Source organism: Thiomonas intermedia, from assembly GCF_002028405.1.
Lineage (GTDB): Bacteria > Pseudomonadota > Gammaproteobacteria > Burkholderiales > Burkholderiaceae_C > Thiomonas > Thiomonas intermedia.
In genome coordinates, this window is sequence record NZ_CP020046.1 from 1,803,734 (window position 1) to 1,820,251 (window position 16,518).

The 16,518-nt window shown below is 62.1% G+C and carries 15 protein-coding genes and 1 riboswitch; of the genes, 9 read left to right on the top strand and 6 right to left on the bottom strand.

Annotation, left to right across the window (positions count from 1 at the left end):
• Positions 1-4: 4 nt before the first annotated feature.
• The 5 genes from BVH73_RS08395 to BVH73_RS08415 all read right to left on the bottom strand — a co-directional run bounded on the left by BVH73_RS08395 (position 5) and on the right by BVH73_RS08415 (position 4,355).
• Positions 5-742, bottom strand: a complete 738-nt coding sequence (locus BVH73_RS08395; RefSeq protein WP_079417788.1) for an urea amidolyase associated protein UAAP1 — start codon at positions 740-742, stop codon at positions 5-7.
• Complete coding sequence (locus BVH73_RS08400) at positions 739-1,620, bottom strand: ABC transporter ATP-binding protein (protein ID WP_079417790.1); 882 nt, start codon at positions 1,618-1,620, stop codon at positions 739-741. Before BVH73_RS08400 ends, BVH73_RS08395 begins: the two co-directional genes overlap by 4 nt.
• Positions 1,621-1,632: 12 nt before the next feature.
• Complete coding sequence (locus BVH73_RS08405) at positions 1,633-2,487, bottom strand: ABC transporter permease (RefSeq protein ID WP_079417792.1); 855 nt, start codon at positions 2,485-2,487, stop codon at positions 1,633-1,635.
• Between the two features lie 47 nt (positions 2,488-2,534).
• Complete coding sequence (locus tag BVH73_RS08410; RefSeq protein ID WP_079417794.1) at positions 2,535-3,524, bottom strand: ABC transporter substrate-binding protein; 990 nt, start codon at positions 3,522-3,524, stop codon at positions 2,535-2,537.
• Positions 3,525-3,573: 49 nt separating this feature from the next.
• Positions 3,574-3,677, bottom strand: a riboswitch (guanidine-I (ykkC/yxkD leader).
• 195 nt (positions 3,678-3,872) lie between these two features.
• Complete coding sequence (locus BVH73_RS08415) at positions 3,873-4,355, bottom strand: nitroreductase family protein (RefSeq protein WP_425444120.1); 483 nt, start codon at positions 4,353-4,355, stop codon at positions 3,873-3,875.
• Between the two features lie 698 nt (positions 4,356-5,053).
• Between BVH73_RS08415 and oxc the strand changes: the two genes are divergently transcribed.
• The gene (oxc, locus tag BVH73_RS08420; protein ID WP_245800487.1) at positions 5,054-6,730 is read left to right on the top strand and encodes an oxalyl-CoA decarboxylase; all 1,677 of its coding nucleotides are present in this window, start codon (positions 5,054-5,056) and stop codon (positions 6,728-6,730) included.
• A gap of 54 nt (positions 6,731-6,784) precedes the next feature.
• Complete coding sequence (gene frc, locus BVH73_RS08425; protein ID WP_079417800.1) at positions 6,785-8,059, top strand: formyl-CoA transferase; 1,275 nt, start codon at positions 6,785-6,787, stop codon at positions 8,057-8,059.
• A 251-nt stretch (positions 8,060-8,310) separates the two neighbouring features.
• Here the strand turns inward: frc (BVH73_RS08425) and BVH73_RS08430 are convergent, their stop codons facing one another.
• A complete protein-coding gene (locus BVH73_RS08430) occupies positions 8,311-9,666 on the bottom strand; it encodes an IS1182 family transposase (RefSeq protein ID WP_031403876.1) in 1,356 nt (451 codons plus the stop codon).
• 47 nt (positions 9,667-9,713) lie between these two features.
• On the opposite strand from BVH73_RS08430, the gene BVH73_RS08435 reads away from it, so the two are divergent.
• The 7 genes from BVH73_RS08435 to BVH73_RS08460 all read left to right on the top strand — a co-directional run bounded on the left by BVH73_RS08435 (position 9,714) and on the right by BVH73_RS08460 (position 16,394).
• Positions 9,714-10,187 (top strand): PAS domain-containing protein, encoded by a 474-nt coding sequence (locus tag BVH73_RS08435; protein WP_079417802.1) that lies wholly within the window; start codon positions 9,714-9,716, stop codon positions 10,185-10,187.
• Positions 10,184-11,431 (top strand): formyl-CoA transferase, encoded by a 1,248-nt coding sequence (frc, locus tag BVH73_RS08440; RefSeq protein ID WP_079417804.1) that lies wholly within the window; start codon positions 10,184-10,186, stop codon positions 11,429-11,431. Before BVH73_RS08435 ends, frc (BVH73_RS08440) begins: the two co-directional genes overlap by 4 nt.
• 186 nt (positions 11,432-11,617) lie before the next feature.
• The gene (locus tag BVH73_RS08445; protein ID WP_079420458.1) at positions 11,618-12,616 is read left to right on the top strand and encodes an NAD(P)H-quinone oxidoreductase; all 999 of its coding nucleotides are present in this window, start codon (positions 11,618-11,620) and stop codon (positions 12,614-12,616) included.
• A gap of 178 nt (positions 12,617-12,794) precedes the next feature.
• Positions 12,795-14,132 (top strand): oxalate/formate MFS antiporter, encoded by a 1,338-nt coding sequence (gene oxlT, locus BVH73_RS08450; RefSeq protein ID WP_079417806.1) that lies wholly within the window; start codon positions 12,795-12,797, stop codon positions 14,130-14,132.
• Positions 14,133-14,542: 410 nt separating this feature from the next.
• Positions 14,543-14,719, top strand: coding sequence for a hypothetical protein (locus BVH73_RS15770; protein WP_154048458.1), 177 nt, complete (start codon positions 14,543-14,545; stop codon positions 14,717-14,719).
• 11 nt (positions 14,720-14,730) lie between these two features.
• Positions 14,731-15,456, top strand: coding sequence for a GntR family transcriptional regulator (locus BVH73_RS08455; protein ID WP_079417808.1), 726 nt, complete (start codon positions 14,731-14,733; stop codon positions 15,454-15,456).
• Positions 15,457-15,497: 41 nt separating this feature from the next.
• Positions 15,498-16,394 carry a LysR family transcriptional regulator gene (locus BVH73_RS08460; RefSeq protein WP_079417810.1) on the top strand — a complete coding sequence of 299 codons (897 nt, stop codon included), beginning with the start codon at positions 15,498-15,500 and terminating at the stop codon, positions 16,392-16,394.
• Positions 16,395-16,518 lie beyond the last annotated feature (124 nt).

Here is a 16,518-nt window from a genome sequence, read left to right on the forward strand (position 1 = left end):
GCGTTCACCGGTACAGCAGGTCGGTGCGGTAGAAACCGCGCTGGTTCTCGGGGCAGGCGTTGCGGCAGGCGTCGGCAGCATCGGCCGGGCCGCTGTGCCACGCGGTGAGCACCACGTCGCCGGGGGCGTAGTCGGCACGCGTATCGAGCGCATGCGGCGCAGCGGAAAACACGGCGATCACGTCCATGTCGAAGCGCAGGTCGAGCCAGTCGTTCGCGGCGCCGTGGTCGGGTACGTAGTGCAGCGTGCCGTCGCCGGCCACGGTCACCTTGCTGAAGAAGTTGACGTTGGCCATCAGGTCCCGTACGCCCAAGCCGTACTTGCCTAGCTCGATCAGCAGACCGTCCTCGGCGCTGCGGTGCATGGTGTTGCGGTGGGTCTGGTAGGGCGCGGCGCCATGGCGGGCGAGGATGCCGGCATCGGTGGACACGCCGCCAATGGTGTCGTGCCAGCCGCGGGTGTCTGCGGTGATGGAGCACATCACCCGACCCATGTCGGAATACAGCGCGTGCCCGCGGGTGAGCATGGCGGTGTGCTGGGCCTTGAGGGTGTCGGGCATGTTGTAGCGCTCGAGCTTCTCGTCGGCGCGCACGAACAGGGCCGACAGATTGGCGCGGCCGCCGGTGTCCGCGATGCGCAGGGCGGTGCCGCGACGCATCAGGCCGGACCAGTGACAACCGCCGGGCAGCATCTCTTCCCAGAGGAAGGTGTCCGGCGGAACGGGGTGGACGCTCTGCGTCATGCGGTGTCTCCTTGGGTAAGCGCGGCAGCGGCGTTGCTGGATTCGAGGTGCTTGCTGAGCTGCTCGAGCTGTTCGATGTCGGTCTTCATGCCCGAGGTTTCGCGGATGCGGTGCAGGATCTGCCGCTTGACGGCGAGGAACTCGGGCGTGGCCTTGAGCTCCTGGTCGCGCATGCGGCCGAAGGGCACGTCCACCACGCTGTCGATGCGTCCGGGGCGCGGTGCCATGACGACCACCCGGTCGCCGAGGTAGAGCGCCTCCTCCACATCGTGGGTGACGAAGACGATGGTGGTGCCTTCAAGCTGATGGACGTGGCGGATGAGGTCGTGCATCACCTCGCGTGTCTGGGCGTCGAGGGCGCCGAAGGGTTCGTCCATCAGCAACAGCCTGGGCCGGTTCATCAGCGCGCGGGCGATGGCCACGCGCTGCTGCATGCCGCCCGAGAGCTGATTGGGGTAATAGTCCGCGGCATGGGTGAGGCCCATGAGTTGCAGCAGCGCATCGGAGCGGCCGGAGGCGATCTCCACGTCGTTGCTGGTGAGACCGTCGCGCACCACGCGCAGCTGGCGGCTGAAGCGGATGTTTTCCTTCACCGTCAGCCAGGGGTAGAGGCTGTAGTGCTGGAACACCATCGCACGGTCGGCGCCGGGGCCTGCAATCTGCTGGCCGTCGACCTGGACGCTGCCGCTGTCGAACGACTCCAGGCCCGCGAGGATGCGCAACAGCGTGGACTTGCCGCAGCCCGACGCGCCGACCAGCACCAGCAGTTCGCCCGGATGCACGTCGAGGCTGACATGGTCGAGCACCAGCAGGGGGGATTCGTTGCGGCGCGCAAAGCTCTTGCAGACCGCATCGAAACGCACATTGGATTGGCTCATGGCGGGGCTTCCTCAGCGGCGCTTCCAGGGGAAGGCGAGGCGGTACACCCAGCGGAAGGCCAGGTCAAATAGAAGGCCGATCACGCCGATCACGAAAATGCCGACGAAGATCTTGGGCGTGTTCAGGAAGCGCTGGCTCTGCAGGATCTGGAAGCCCAGGCCGCTGTTGGCCGCGACCATCTCGGCCACGACCAGGTAGGTCCAGGCCCAGCCCATGTTGATGCGCAGGATGTCGAGCAGCTCCGGCAGGATGCTGCGCCAGATCACCAGGCCCATCACCTCGCCCTGCCGCGCGCCCATGGTGTAGGCCACTTCGAGATAGTTCTCGGGCACGCGGCGCACGGTGTCGGCCACCATCACGATGATCTGGAAGATCACGCCGATGAAGATGATGGCGATCTTCGAGCCTTCGCCGATGCCTATCCACAGCAGCACCAGCGGAATGAAGGCAGAGGCCGGCATGTAGCGGACGAAGTCGTTCACCGGCTGGAGGATGGCTTCGAACCACTTGTACGTGCCGATGTAAATGCCCAGCGGCACGCCGATGGCTGCGGCGATCAGGAAGCCCATGGCCACCCGGTAGATGCTGATGAGCGTGTCGTCTGTGAGTCCGTTTTGCGCCCAGTCGATGAAACTGTGCACCACGTCCATCGGCGAGGGCAGGAACAGCGGCTGCACCCAGCCGCTGCCGGCCACCGCTTGCCACACCAGCAGCGGCACCACGAAGCCACTGATCGACAGGGTGATGTACACCCAACGCGGAATGTCGGCGCGGATGCGCATGCGCGCGCGCCAGCCGCCGCTCTTGGCTGCAGCAGCCTTGGACGGTGGCAGCGCGGTGGCTGCACTCAGGGGTTGTGCACTCATCGGTTCTCCTTGCGGCCTTGCGGCCGGGCGTTCATCGGCCGCCGGGTTCAGTGCCCCATGGCCTCTTTCACCACGCTGGCGTCAATGAACGCTGCAGGGTCGGGCGTCGCGGCGATGGCCTTCTGGCCGACCAGGAAGGCGCCGGTGTCCGCCGTGCTGACGTAGAGCGACACCGGGTCGGTGCTCTTGCTCATCGCCTTGAGATTCAGCTCGGCGCCGAACAGCTTGGTGCCGGCGAGGCTGAGGGCGTATTCCTGTGGCTTGAGGCCGACGTGCGGCGCCATGATCTCGGCGGCCTTCATCGGGTTGGCGTCGATGAACTTCACCGCGTCGAACCACGCCTTGGTCATCGCCACGAAGTCCTTGCGGTGGGTTTTCAGCGCCGCGTCGCGGGCATAGACCACGTCCGGGATCAGACCCGGTGCGGACTTGCTGGTGAACAGCGGATGGCCTGCCTTGGCGTTCTCGATGCGCTGGATCCACGGGTTCCACACCCCCGCGGCGGGCACGCGCCCGGCGATCATCGCTGCCGCCGCATCGCCGGTGGACATGTTGACGACGTTCACGTCCTTCAGCGTCATGCCGTTGGCCTTCAGCGCGGTGGCGGCGAGATAGTTTTCGATCGAGCCGATCTCCACCCCGACCGTCTTGCCCTTGAGATCGGCAAAGCTCTTGATGCCGTTGCTCACCATCAGCGCGTCGTTGCCGGCCGAGTTGTCCGTGACCAGAATGATCTTTGCGGGCACCTTCTTCTCGGCGGGAGACAGCGTGTCGATCAGCGCCTGGCAGTTGGCGTCGATCTTGCCCGCCGACAGGGCGCTCACCGAGGTCATGTAATCCGGGAACCAGACCAGCTTGACGTCGGCACCGTACTTCTTGAAGTAGCCCTCTTTCTCGGCAACGTACCAGGCGACCCAGCCGGGCCAGTCGGACACGCCCAGAGTCACCTGGGCGAACGACGGCTTCGGGAGAAGCGCCAAGGTGAGCAAACCGGCAACGGGGATGGCTTTGTGCATCAACGACTTCAGCAGATTCATGGCGAGCTCCAGTGTGTGGGATAGATCGGAGGCGTGCCAGTTACGGACGTCCTCCCGGGCTTTTATCCCTCCGTGGAGCTCAACTGCGAGTCGAGCCGACGAGCTCTCGGACCAGTCATTGCGCATGCAATCGGAACCCTAGCCTGCCTTTGTGCGTGCAGAGCACGCCTCGAGTTCTCATCTGCATGAAACGTGCCAAAGCTTCGCGCTGCCGAAGGCCCCCCAAACGGATCTTGGCGGGCACGTTCGCACGGTTTTGATGCGCGCTGCGCACCACCCAGGGGCGTTCCGACATTTCGCCGGTCAATCCTCGGTCAGTCTCAGGCTGGGCGCCGCAAGAGGCGCTCCTCAAAGGCACGTCACGAACTGTGATGGCGATGGCCGGAGGCGTTTTGCCTTGGATTTGCGCACCGTGCCGACGGCGACAAAGCAGACGGCCTGCTCATGGTTGCCGAGCTGAAACAAGGTGCGCAAGGCAGTTGAATTCATGGCCTGGCCGCTGACCAGACCGGCACCGAAGCCCTGCGCCTGCGCCATCAGAAGGAGGTTCTGCAGCGCACAGCCCAAAGAGGCGATGCGCTCGGCCAGAGGAATCTCGGGGTGCATATCGCGTCCTGACCGCGCGACGGCAAGTGCCAGAAAGGGGGCACGATAGGCTTTGGCGCCCGCCTCTTGCCGTTGGGCCGGGCGGGCCTGTGGATCGCGCTCGAGAAGTGTCTGCTCAAAAGCAGCGCCAAGACGAACCCTGCCGGTATCGCTGACCTGTACAAAGCGCCAAGGAAGGATCAATCCATGGTCTGGCGCTTGCGCCGCAGCGTTCCAGAGGGCCATGGCCTGCTCGGACGAGGGCCCTGGAGGGTCGAGCCATTTGGGCGAGACTTGCTGACGCCGGGAGATCAGATCCCAGGCCCGCGCAGCGGATACGGACGATTCGTCAAGGCTCATGGCATGGAGTCGAGGGAGCAGCAGGTTCGCAGATCAGCCAGACCGAGGCCTTCCTAGGGGTGCGATTGAACTTGGCACGCGATCGTGTTTGTCTGGTTGGCTAGGGACAAGTGAGGTGAAAGGGAGCTCCAAGGAAGGTGTTCAAAGTGCCTTGCGCGCATCGCACCCTGGTTTCGGGCGGTCTGTGGCAAAGGCTCTCTACCCATGGCTTGGGCTGCGAAATCGGCCTTGCAGCCCATACCGAACCCAGGCGCGCTGCATCTCAAATGACTTCGAATACTTTCTCTAAGGGAAATCACTAGGCCAGACAACCTGAATCTTGCTTGCGATCAAATGATATATCACATATGGTGTTGGGTATCTGTTGTGTGGTGTGTGGTTGGGGGTCGGTTCAAGACAGCAGGATTCAGACTCTCCCTCAAAGCGCACGACGGCGTATTCCAGATCGATTTGTCGGCCTGAAGTCGACGAACTTACCTCGGGAGTTGGACATGGCAGCAACCTTGGCGCCCTCACTGAATGAGTCGGGCGCGGCGCAGAAGAAACAGGTCGAGGATCGTGAGGCCGATCCCTCGACCGTTCAGATGGATGGATTCCATCTGGTTTTGGAGGCACTCAAGCTCAATGGGCTCGACACGATCTACGGCCTGCCCGGCATTCCGATCACCGATCTGACGCGGTTGGCGCAACGAGCCGGACTCCGCGTCATTTCCTTCCGACATGAGCAGCACGCGGGGAATGCCGCGGCGGCGGCGGGTTTCCTGACGAAGAAGCCAGGCATTTGTCTCACTGTTTCCGCGCCCGGTTTTCTCAATGGGCTGACGGCCTTGGCCAATGCGACCACAAACTGTTTTCCGATGATCCTCATCAGCGGGTCCTCCGAGCGCGAGATCGTGGACCTGCAGCAGGGCGACTATGAAGAGATGGATCAATTGGCGATCGCCAAGCCCTTGTGCAAGGCGGCCTTCCGCGTGCTTCACGCGCAGGACATCGGCGTAGGCGTAGCCCGCGCCATACGCGCGGCACTGTCGGGCCGTCCTGGGGGCGTTTACCTCGATCTACCGGCCAAGTTGTTTCCTCAGACCTTGGACGCGCACGTTGGCAGGCAGTCCTTGGTCCAGGTCGTCGATCCAGCTCCCGCGCAGTGGCCCGCGCCCGAATCGGTGCATCGAGCGTTGGGCCTGCTCAGAAGCGCCAGGCGCCCGCTGATCATTCTGGGCAAGGGAGCCGCATATGCCCAAGCGGACGATGCGGTGCGCGCCCTGGTCGAGGCGACGGGCATCCCGTACATCCCCATGTCCATGGCCAAGGGGCTTCTGCCCGACACTCATGCGCAGTCGGCCGCCGCTGCCCGCTCCTATGTGCTGCAAGAGGCCGATGTGGTGATGTTGATTGGCGCACGGCTGAACTGGCTGCTCTCGCACGGCAAAGGGAAAACGTGGGGTGGCGCGGCCAAGCGATTCATCCAGATCGACATTGCGCCGACCGAAATGGACAGCAACGTTGCCATTGCGGCACCTGTTGTGGGAGACATCGGCTCGTGTGTTGCGGCGTTGCTGGAAGGGGTGGGTGCCGACTGGCCTCGCCCGCCGGCGGAGTGGCTAGGCGCGGTCCAGGAGCGCAAAGAGCGAAATCTCGCCAAGATGGCGGCAACGCTTGCCGTCAACCCCTTCCCAATGAACTTCCACAGCGCGCTCAACGTGGTGCGCAATGTGGTCCGCGACAGACCGGACATCACACTCGTCAACGAGGGCGCCAACACCCTGGACTTCACCCGCAGCATTGTCGACATGTATCAACCGCGCAAGCGGCTGGATGTGGGGACCTGGGGAATCATGGGGATAGGCATGGGGTTCGCCGTCGCCGCAGCGGTGACCACGGGCAAGCCGGTGCTGGCGATCGAGGGGGACAGCGCCTTCGGCTTCTGTGGCATGGAAGTCGAGACCCTGTGTCGCTACAACCTGCCGGTTTGCGTCGTGGTGTTCAACAACAACGGGGTCTACAAAGGCACGGACAAGAACCTCGGCGGTGGAGCCGACGTCGCCCCCACCGTGTTCGTCAAGGGGGCTCGCTACGACAAGATGATGGAGGCCTTTGGGGGCGCTGGCGTGAATGCGGCCACGCCTGGCGAGCTCGACAAGGCCATCCGCGAGGCCATCGCTTGCGGACGACCGACCCTGATCAACGCCGTGATCGACGAAACGGCTGGCACGGAGAGCGGGCGCATCACGAATCTGAACCCGGCAGCAGCAAAGAAATGATCGTTCTACGTCGCGGCCCGTTCACTCATTCAAAATCGATAAAGGAGCAAGCACATGACTGGCAATCTTCCCCTCAAGGGCATCAAGATCATCGACTTCACCCACGTTCAGGCTGGGCCGGCGTGCACCCAGATGCTGGCCTGGTTTGGCGCTGACGTGATCAAGCTGGAGCGACCTGGCGCGGGTGACGTCACCCGTAGTCAATTGCGCGACATGCCCGATGCGGATGCGCTGTACTTCACCATGCTCAACAGCAATAAGCGTTCGTTGACCTTGAACACCAAGACGCCGGAGGGCAAGAAAATCCTTGAACAGCTTGTGCGCGAATCCGACGTCATGGTTGAGAACTTCGGCCCGGGAGCTCTCGATCGCATGGGCTTTACCTGGGACTACATCCAGTCGCTGAATCCGAAGATGATTCTCGCCTCGGTCAAGGGCTTCAGCGAAGGCCACCACTACGAGGATCTCAAGGTCTATGAGAACGTGGCGCAGTGCGCTGGCGGGGCGGCTTCCACCACCGGCTGGTGGAAGGGCGAGAACTCCGAGCCGACGATCTCGGCGGCTGCATTGGGTGACTCCAATACCGGCATGCATCTGGCCATTGGCATTCTGACGGCAATCATCGGTCGGCAGCAGACCGGCAAAGGACAAAAAGTCGCGGTGTCGATGCAGGACGCGGTGCTCAATCTGTGCCGTGTGAAGATGCGCGATCAGCAGCGGCTCGAACGTGTGGGCTATCTGGAGGAGTACCCGCAGTACCCGCACGAGATGGATGCGTTCAATGACAAGGTGACGCCGCGTGGCGGGAACGCGGGCGGAGGCGGGCAGCCGGGGTGGATCTTGAAATGCAAGGGTTGGGAGACCGATCCAAATGCCTACATCTATTTCACCATTCAGGGGCATGCCTGGGAGCCGATCTGTGAGGCCATCGGCAAACCGGAATGGAAGACGGACCCCGACTACACCACGGCGAAGGCACGCCAGCCGCACCTCGAAGACATCTTCGCCACCATCGAGGACTTCATCAAGGACAAGACCAAGTATGAGGCCGTGAACATTTTCCGCAAGTTCGACATCCCTTGTGCGCCGGTGCTATCGATGTACGAACTGCTGCGCGACGAATCGCTGCGCAAGAGCGGATCGATCGTCGAAGTCCCGCACAAGGTACGCGGGAGCTACTGGACCATAGGAAGCCCGATCAAATTCTCTGATCTCACGCCCCAGGTGACAGCTTCGCCGCTGCTTGGCGAGCACACTGATGACATCCTGCGAGAGCTGGGCTATCCATCGGAACGCATCACGGCCTTGCACGAGGGCGGCATAGTCTGATCGATTTCTGCCGTTTCCGGATCGGGAACGGCGCTACGGCGCTACACAGTGAACTTGCCATGACTTCTGACCTAGGAGACCGTCGGACTTGAGCCCGAGGGGCGGGGGTGGCGGCGGTGAGCCGCGCGGTTTATGCGCGGCCAGGCACGCCGCCAGCGTCTTCATCACTTGCACAGGCTCCTGGGCGGCCCGTTGGGGCGCAGAGCAGGTCGTGCGGGGCGCGATCTGGGCGCACTTTCCCTCTTTGCTCGTCACCCGGCGCGCAGCACATGCATGCGCTTGATGTTCCAGGCCATGGTCACGAGGTTCCACTCGCCTCGCGCCTTGTGCAGCCCGCGCATGCTCATCTGACGCCAGCCCATGACGTGCTTGATGATGCCGAACACGGGCTCGACGGTCTGCTTGCGCAGTTTGTACAGCGCCCGGCCTGCCTGTGTGCACAGGCGGTGGGCCATGTTGGCGACCGGCTCCGCAGTTCGCGGCGCGTCGGGGTCGGGCCCAAACCGTTCGGCCAGGGGCACGTGATGCGACTCGCGCTTCATCGCCAGCAGCGGCTCGATTCCCGCCTGCACGCAGGCGAGCACGTTCGCCTGGCTGCAAAAACCGTTGTCGGCAACGAGGGTCTGCACGTTGCCAAGCGCCCCGGGCAACGCCGCAATCTGCTCGAGCGTGGACACCACTTCGCGCTTGTCATTGCAGGCCTGCGTGACGTGCGCGGTGACCACCATCATCGTCTCGATGTCCACGCCGGCCTGGGCGTTGTAGCTCTGCTCGAAGCCGCCGCCGGACACCGGCATGATGCGCGACTCCTCGTCCGTCAGGTTGACCTGGTCGCTGTCCTGGGGTCCGGCCTGGGGCGGCTCAGGGTCCCGCCCGCGCGGCTTCTTCCCGGCCTCGCGCTGGGCCCGGCGCTTGGCCTCTTTGGTCTCGAACTCCTGCTGCTCCGCTTTGAATCGTTCGGCGGCGCGTTGCGCAATCTTGGCCTTGGCCTGCGCGATGGCGCTCAGGCGGTCCTCGCGGCGCGCGATCTCGGCGGGCACATCCATGCCATCGGGCGCGCTGGAGCGATCATCCTTCTCCGCCCGCGCCAACAGGTCCTGGACTTCCTGGCGCAACTGCGCCTCGATCTTGTTGGCATGCCCCCACGACAGCGCCTTGTGCTTGCTCGCGCTGGCTCGGATCTTGGTGCCGTCCAGCGCAATGTGCCCGAGCTTGAGCAACTTCATCTCGCGCGCCAGCACCAGCACCTGCACGAACAGCGCCTCGATCTCCTTCAGAAAGCGCCGCCGGAACGCGGCCAGCGTATCGTGGTCCGGATGCGTATTGGCCGCCACAAAGCGGAACGCCACCGAGTCGTAGGTCGCGCGTTCGATCTTGCGGCTCGAATGCACCCCGTTGGCATACCCGTAGATCAGCAGTCCCAGCAGCACCGCAGGGTGATGCGCGGCCGAACCCCGGCCCGCGTACTGCTTGACCAAATCGTCCAGATCGAGCCGATCAATCACTTCGACAACAAAGCGCGCGAGGTGATCACTGGGCAACCACTCGTCCACCGACGGCGGCAGAAGGTAGGCCGTGTCTCGATCAACACAAACAAAGCGACTCATCGCGAGGAACTCCTCAATGGACTGTCGCCATTGTCTCGGATCGAACCATCAGGCGAAAGCCTGGAAAGTCCGACAGCCTCCTAGATTTCAACGCGTTGGTATCAGGTGCGGCCGATGCCATCATCGTCTGCGATCCACAGGGAGCCATCGTGCTTTGGAACGCCTCCGCCGAACGACTCTTCGGGCACGATGCGGCCGGTGCGCTCGGCCAGTCGCTCGATCTGATCATCCCCGAGCGCCAGCGTGGGCGCCACTGGGAGGGGTATCACAAGACGATGGCGACGGGGATGACCAAGTACGGTGCCGAATTGCTGCGTGTGCCGGCGCAGCACAAGGATGGACATACGTTATCCATCGCCTTTACCGTGTCGTTGTTGAAGCGCGCTGATGGTCAGGTAAGCGCCATCGTTGCCATCGTTCGCGACGAGACCGCACGGTTCGCCGAGGAGCGCAAGCTGCGGGCGCGCCTGGTTGCCCTCGAACAGCGGGTTACCGCTGTCGATAGTGCGGGGGCACCATGAGCAAGGCGTTGGAAGGGGTCCGCATCCTTGACTTCACCCATGTGCAGTCCGGGCCGACCTGTACCCAGCTGCTGGCCTGGTTCGGGGCCGATGTGATCAAGGTCGAACGACCGGGGGTGGGGGATGCCACGAGGGGCCAGCTGAGCGACATACCTGGCGCGGACAGCCTGTACTTCACCATGCTCAATCACAACAAGCGTTCGGTCACCTTGGATACGAAGAAACCACAAGGTCGTGAAGTCTTGGACCGCCTGATCTCAATCTGTGACGTACTGGTCGAGAACTTCGCGCCAGGTGCGCTGGATCGCATGGGCATCACCTGGGAGCATGTGCAGGCCATCAATCCGCGCATGATTGTCGCGTCAGTCAAAGGTTTCGGCCAGGGTCAGTATGCGCATTGCAAGGTCTACGAGAACGTGGCGCAGTGCGCGGGAGGGAGTGCTTCAACCACCGGATTCGATGATGGTCCTCCCATGATCAGTGGTGCGCAGATCGGAGATAGTGGAACCGGGTTGCATTTGGCGCTGGGGATCGTTGCCGCGCTTTACCAGCGCACTCATTCGGGCCGTGGGCAGAAGGTGCTGGCTCCCATGCAGGATGCGGTGCTAAACCTTTGCCGAGTCAAGCTGCGTGATCAGCAGCGTCTCGAACGTACCGGGACGATGCATGAGTATCCACAGTACCCGGATGGCAAGTTTGGCGATGCCGTGCCGCGCGCTGGTAATGCCAGTGGCGGAGGCCAGCCCGGCTCCATTTTGCGCTGCAAGGGATGGGAGGCCGATCCAAACGCCTATATCTATTTCATTACTCAGGCTTCAGCATGGCCTGCGATCTGCCGGGTCATCGGCGAGGAGGGCTGGATCGATGAAGAGGCCTACGCCACACCCGCGATGCGGCTGCTCCATCTCAAGCCGATCTTCGATCGCATCGAGAGATGGACCATGACGCTGACGAAATTCGAAGCCATGGAGATTCTCAATCGGCACGACATTCCCTGTGGGCCGGTCTTGTCGATGAAAGAAATTGCAGAAGACCCCGCTCTTCGAGAGAGCGGCACCATTGTTGAAGTCGAGCATCCTGTGCGGGGAAGCTATCTGAGTGTTGGCAATCCGATCAAGCTGTCCGCGAGCCCGACTACGGTGACGCGCGCGCCCTTGCTGGGGGAGCACACCGAGCAGGTGTTGGCGCTCTTAGGGTATGGGGCCGATGACATCGTCGCGTTGCGCGCGGCGCAGGCGATATGAGCCGGAAAAGGCGGCGCCTTATCACTTTTCGAACGGAAGGGAATTTCATGCTTTCTCCTTCGCATCGTCGGTTTGCAGGGTTTGCCGAAGTCTGCGCAGAGCCTTGTAGCGCTGCTCAATCAAGGTGAACAAATGGGTCAGGCTGTGCCTCTTTCCCTCCCGATCGCAAAGCAGCGCGATGACACGATGCGTGCCATCGTGCTGGCGGGGCATGGCGGACCCGAAGTGCTTCAGATGACCCGCTGCCCGCGTCCGATTCCAGGACATGGAGAGGTCTTGATCCGTGTGTTTGCGGCGGGGGTCAATCGGCCCGATGTGATGCAGCGCAAGGGTATCTATCCACCTCCCCCTGGCGCATCGCCACTGCCTGGCCTGGAAGTTGCCGGGGTTGTGGTCGAGCGGGGCCTGGGCGTTGCGACACCAAGTGTCGGACAAGGGGTCTGTGCCTTGCTTTCTGGGGGCGGATACGCCGAATACTGTGTAGCCGAAGCCGCGCTCTGTCTCCCCATTCCGCAGGGACTCACTGCGGTGCAGGCCGCTTCTCTGCCCGAGACCAGTTTCACCGTGTGGAGCAATGTGTTCGACCGGGCGGCGCTGCGTTCGGGCGAAACCATCCTGGTGCATGGTGGCTCCAGCGGCATTGGTGTGATGGCAATTCAGATGGCACGGGCGTTTGGCGGCAGGGTATTGGTCACCGCAGGCAGCCAAGAGAAATGTGCAGCCTGTCTGCGTTTGGGGGCAGAGCTTGCGATTGCCTACAGCACCGATGATTTTGTCGCAGAGGTCTTGCGCCACACGCAGGGGCGTGGGGTTGATGTCATCCTTGACATGGTGGGGGGCGACTACCTTCAGCGGAACGTGTCGGTATTGGCGGAAGACGCGCGCCTCGTTCACATCAACGCCATGGGCGGAAGCCGCGCGACGTTAAATCTGCGCGACGTCATGGTCAAGCGACTCACCATCACGGGCTCCACCTTGCGCGCGCGGCCCGTGGCCGTGAAGGCCTCGATTGCTGCAGCCCTGTTGCGCGAGGTCTGGCCGCGCCTGGAATGCGGGGAAATTCGTCCCGTGGTGCAGCAGGTATTTCCCCTTGATCAAGCCGGTGCAGCACATGCGCTGATGGAGCGAGGTGATCACATTGGCAAGATCGTGCTCAATGCTTGCGATCGAGGCGAAGCAGCATGACCGTGCAGCCGCCAGCGGGCCCAGCGAGCCAATACGTGTTGCGCGGGTCGAGCCGAAAGGCAGGGTTCGCCCATTTTGGGCGCGACGCAGAGATGACGAATTGTGGTTTGAGACAAGGTTGGCTGAACGCCGATGACGGTCCGTGCCCGGACGCGGACACACAACGAGGAGACTTGAGATGAAGGAATCAGCAACGGAGCATCAAAGGGCCCATGGTGACGGTGGGTTTTTCGGAAACCGATGGCTACAACTCGTCATCGCGATCCTGTGCATGGGCCTCGTCGCCAATGTGCAATACGCATGGACCCTGTTTGTCACGCCAATGCACCTGAAGCACCAGTGGAGCGTCGCGGACATTCAGGTCGCATTTTCGATTTTCATTCTGACCGAGACTTGGTTGGTGCCGCTGGAGGGGTGGCTGGTCGATCGTTTCGGCCCCCGCCCTGTTGTGCTGTTTGGCGGGATCTGTGTCGCCTTGGCATGGGTGCTCAACTCGTTTGCGTCCACGCTGCCGTTGCTTTACTTCGCCGGGGTGGTTTCCGGTGTGGGGGTGGGGTGTGTCTATGGCACCAGCGTGGGCATTGCCCTGAAGTGGTTCCCCGAGCGACGGGGTCTGGCCGCGGGGCTTGCCGCAGCGGGTTTTGGTGTAGGGGCGGCGGTCACAGTCGGTCCGATCGCAGCGATGATCCACAACTCGGGGTACGAGCATGCCTTCTTCGTCTTCGGCATACTCCAGGGAGGACTGATCTTCCTGCTGTCGCTCATGTTGCTGCGTCCGCGTCCTCCGGTCGGGTTTGCCGCGCCCAAGGGAAACATGTTGGCGAAGCGTGATTCGACTCCGGCGCAGATGGTGCGCACCCCGGTCTTCTGGCTGATGTACGTCTGTTTCGTGGCAGTTGCTGCAGGCGGGCTGATCGTGACGGCGCAGATCGGACCCATCGCACACAGCTATGGTCTCGCAAACCATTCCCTCACTGTGCTAGGGGCATCGCTTCCGTTGTTGACCATGACACTCACCATCGACAATCTGGCCAACGGATTCACACGTCCGCTCACGGGTTTTCTCTCCGACTGGCTGGGACGCGAAAACGTGATGTTGGTCGTATTCATTGGCGAGGGTCTGGCCATTCTGGGGTTGAGGGAGTACGGTCACCAGCCGCTCGGCTTCGTGATCTTCGCACCCTTGGTTTTCCTGTTCTGGGGCGAGATTTTCTCGATTTTCCCGGCTCTGGCAGGTGACACTTTCGGCTCGAAATATGCCACGACGAATGCGGGCATCCTCTATACCGCCAAGGGCACGGGGTCGCTGCTGGTGCCATTGGCCAGTGTGCTTGCGGCGACGTCAGGGTGGGGTTCCGTGTTCGGTCTGACCGCCGGGGCCTGTATTGCGGCCGGTCTGCTGGCGCGTCTGGTGATGTGCCCGATGCGCCGCAATTGGGTCAAAAACCAGGGCGCCAACGAAAGCTCCCCCGTGCCCCGCATGGGCGACATGCCGGTGCAGACGCCCAGTAAATGAATCAAGACCGTTCGGGACGCCGTTCTGAGAGCTCGGGACGGTGTTCAAAATCGCTTGCGCGGACTGTGTTCTGGTTTCGGGCGATCTGCGTCCCTGGCTTTTTGCCCACGCATGGTTAGCGTAGTAATCGGGCCGGGGCCGCAAGTCGCCCGAAAGGCACTCAAAAAATTCATTGTTAATTAACTACTTAGCGTGAGTGACTTGAGAGGGACATGGGCGGCAATCCCCTTGCAGCCCATGTCGAACCCAGGCGCCCTGGCCGCAATAGGGAATAAGTGGACAAGAGATCGTGGTTGCAATCCACGTTGTTTTTTGTATATCAAACAAAGAATACGTTGAACAATGCTGTATCGCGGCGTAATATGAAGACTTGTATCGGTCGAGAGGTTGGCCGATGTTCAGGAGTTTTCATGAATGCGTTTTCGTTGCTGATCTGGTCCATCGAGTTGATTGCGGCGGGTGCCGCAGCTACTTTCTTGATCGCGGACAGCCTTCCCGTCATAGCCGACGACGTCTATAGCGGTTCGACGACAGTCCGGGAGGTTGTTCAACCGCCTGCGGGGTGTCCCGAGCAAATCAGCACCTGACGAGCACCAATATGTCCGCGCAATCCTCTACGCTCACCGCATCTCGCGGAGGCACATGGCTGACTTCGCTTCAGCCGATCAACGCGGGACTGAGTCTGCGCGACCAGGCGTATGCCACGCTGCGGCAGGCCATCGCGGACGCCGATATCTACCAGACCAAGGAAGATGTCCGTCTGGATGAGCGTGTACTCAGCGAGGCGCTGGGTGTGAGCCGCACCCCCATCCGCGAGGCGATGACCTTGCTCGAACAAGAGGGCTTTCTGCGCATGGTGCCGCGCCGCGGCATCTACATCGTCCGCAAATCCAAGCGCGAGATCGTCGAGATGATCCAGATGTGGGCGGCGCTCGAGAGCATGGCGGCGCGCCTCGCCACCCAGATCGCGACAGATGAAGAGATCAGTCGCCTTCGCCACATGTTCGATGATTTTCGCGACAGCACTCCGACCGAGCACATCCAAGAGTATTCGGATGCGAATATCGCCTTTCACCAGGCGATCGTCGATCTGTCGAAGTCGCAGATCATCATCGACACGATCCGCAACATCTTCATGCACGTACGCGCGATCCGGAAGATCACCATTTCCCAGGCGGATCGGGCGGCCCGCTCCATTGAAGACCACATGCGGATCATCGAGTCACTGGAGCGGCGCGATACCGAACTGGCCGAAACCTTGGTGCGTGATCATTCTCTCGGCTTGGCGAAGTTTGTCGAGTTGCACGGCGATTTCCTCGAGTGAGGCCCACTTTCGCTTAGTCACCGTCGTTGTTTTGTCCGCCCATGCTGGCCAGGAAATACACCTATCTGCTCGCCTTGGCGCGAGAGAAGCATTTCGGTCGTGCCGCGCAACAATGCCATGTCTCGGCCTCGACGCTGTCGGCGGCAATCCGCGATCTGGAGGTCGAACTCGGCATCTCCATCGTTGAGCGCGGCCAGTCCTACTTTGGCCTGACCGCAGAAGGCCAGTGCGTACTCGGCTATGCGCAACGCATGGCCGCTGCGCAAGATGATTTGCGACAGCGACTTGGCGGGATGCGCAATGGTTTGCACGGCCAGGTGCGGTTAGGAGTGATTCCAACGGCGCTCACCCTCGTAGCCGAGCTATCGGCAGACTTGGCTGCGGAAAATGCCCATGCGCAGATCGTGGTGCAGTCGCTGGCAACCGACCAAATTCTGCGTCGTCTGCGAGCGTTCGACATCGAGGGTGGCATTGTCTATGCCGATTCGGCAGAGCATGAGGATCTGCACTTTTCGCCACTTTGGCGGGAAAAGCATGTCCTGCTTGCCAATGACGGTCTGAGCGCCACTGCCGTAAGCAGCATGACCTGGGCCGCGGCAGGTCGATTGCCACTTTGTCTGCTGACACCCGACATGCAGAACCGGAGGACGATCGACGGTGTGTTTGACGCGCTCGGTCTGCATCCCCTACCTGTGATCGAGACCAATTCCATCTCCAGCCTTCTGGCGCATGTGAGTACAGGGCCATGGTGCACGATAGCTCCGCGCAGCGTCATTGAGCGAATAGGCCAGCCCCGAGGCACTCATGTCGTCCAATTGACAGCTCCGGAAGTGGTTTGGGAAACCGGCCTGGTGACCCTTGCGTTGCGGCCACTCTCGGTGGCGACCGAGGCGTTGCGGCGCAGTGCTGAGCGGGTCACAGGGGCGAATAGGGGTTGAAGTAGCGGCCCATTTCGGACGAACCGGATGCCCGTTCGGAAAATGTCGCTGGCATTCTGTGAGGGACGGCCCTAATGTTGACTCTGCAAGGTGCAGGTAAACAAGCGCCGATCCGCACAAGACG

Bases quoted from the DNA above. Each gene is read 5' to 3' on its own strand.
- BVH73_RS15770 (WP_154048458.1), top strand. From the start codon at position 14,543: ATGAATGCGTTTTCGTTGCTGATCTGGTCCATCGAGTTGATTGCGGCG.
- BVH73_RS08430 (WP_031403876.1), bottom strand. From the start codon at position 9,666: ATGAGTCGCTTTGTTTGTGTTGATCGAGACACGGCCTACCTTCTGCCG.
- BVH73_RS08460 (WP_079417810.1), top strand. From the start codon at position 15,498: ATGCTGGCCAGGAAATACACCTATCTGCTCGCCTTGGCGCGAGAGAAG.
- frc (WP_079417800.1), top strand. From the start codon at position 6,785: ATGACTGGCAATCTTCCCCTCAAGGGCATCAAGATCATCGACTTCACC.
- BVH73_RS08400 (WP_079417790.1), bottom strand. From the start codon at position 1,620: ATGAGCCAATCCAATGTGCGTTTCGATGCGGTCTGCAAGAGCTTTGCG.
- BVH73_RS08445 (WP_079420458.1), top strand. From the start codon at position 11,618: ATGCGTGCCATCGTGCTGGCGGGGCATGGCGGACCCGAAGTGCTTCAG.
- oxlT (WP_079417806.1), top strand. From the start codon at position 12,795: ATGAAGGAATCAGCAACGGAGCATCAAAGGGCCCATGGTGACGGTGGG.
- frc (WP_079417804.1), top strand. From the start codon at position 10,184: ATGAGCAAGGCGTTGGAAGGGGTCCGCATCCTTGACTTCACCCATGTG.
- BVH73_RS08410 (WP_079417794.1), bottom strand. From the start codon at position 3,524: ATGAATCTGCTGAAGTCGTTGATGCACAAAGCCATCCCCGTTGCCGGT.
- BVH73_RS08395 (WP_079417788.1), bottom strand. From the start codon at position 742: ATGACGCAGAGCGTCCACCCCGTTCCGCCGGACACCTTCCTCTGGGAA.
- BVH73_RS08415 (WP_425444120.1), bottom strand. From the start codon at position 4,355: ATGGCCCTCTGGAACGCTGCGGCGCAAGCGCCAGACCATGGATTGATC.
- BVH73_RS08405 (WP_079417792.1), bottom strand. From the start codon at position 2,487: ATGAGTGCACAACCCCTGAGTGCAGCCACCGCGCTGCCACCGTCCAAG.
- BVH73_RS08455 (WP_079417808.1), top strand. From the start codon at position 14,731: ATGTCCGCGCAATCCTCTACGCTCACCGCATCTCGCGGAGGCACATGG.
- oxc (WP_245800487.1), top strand. From the start codon at position 5,054: ATGGATGGATTCCATCTGGTTTTGGAGGCACTCAAGCTCAATGGGCTC.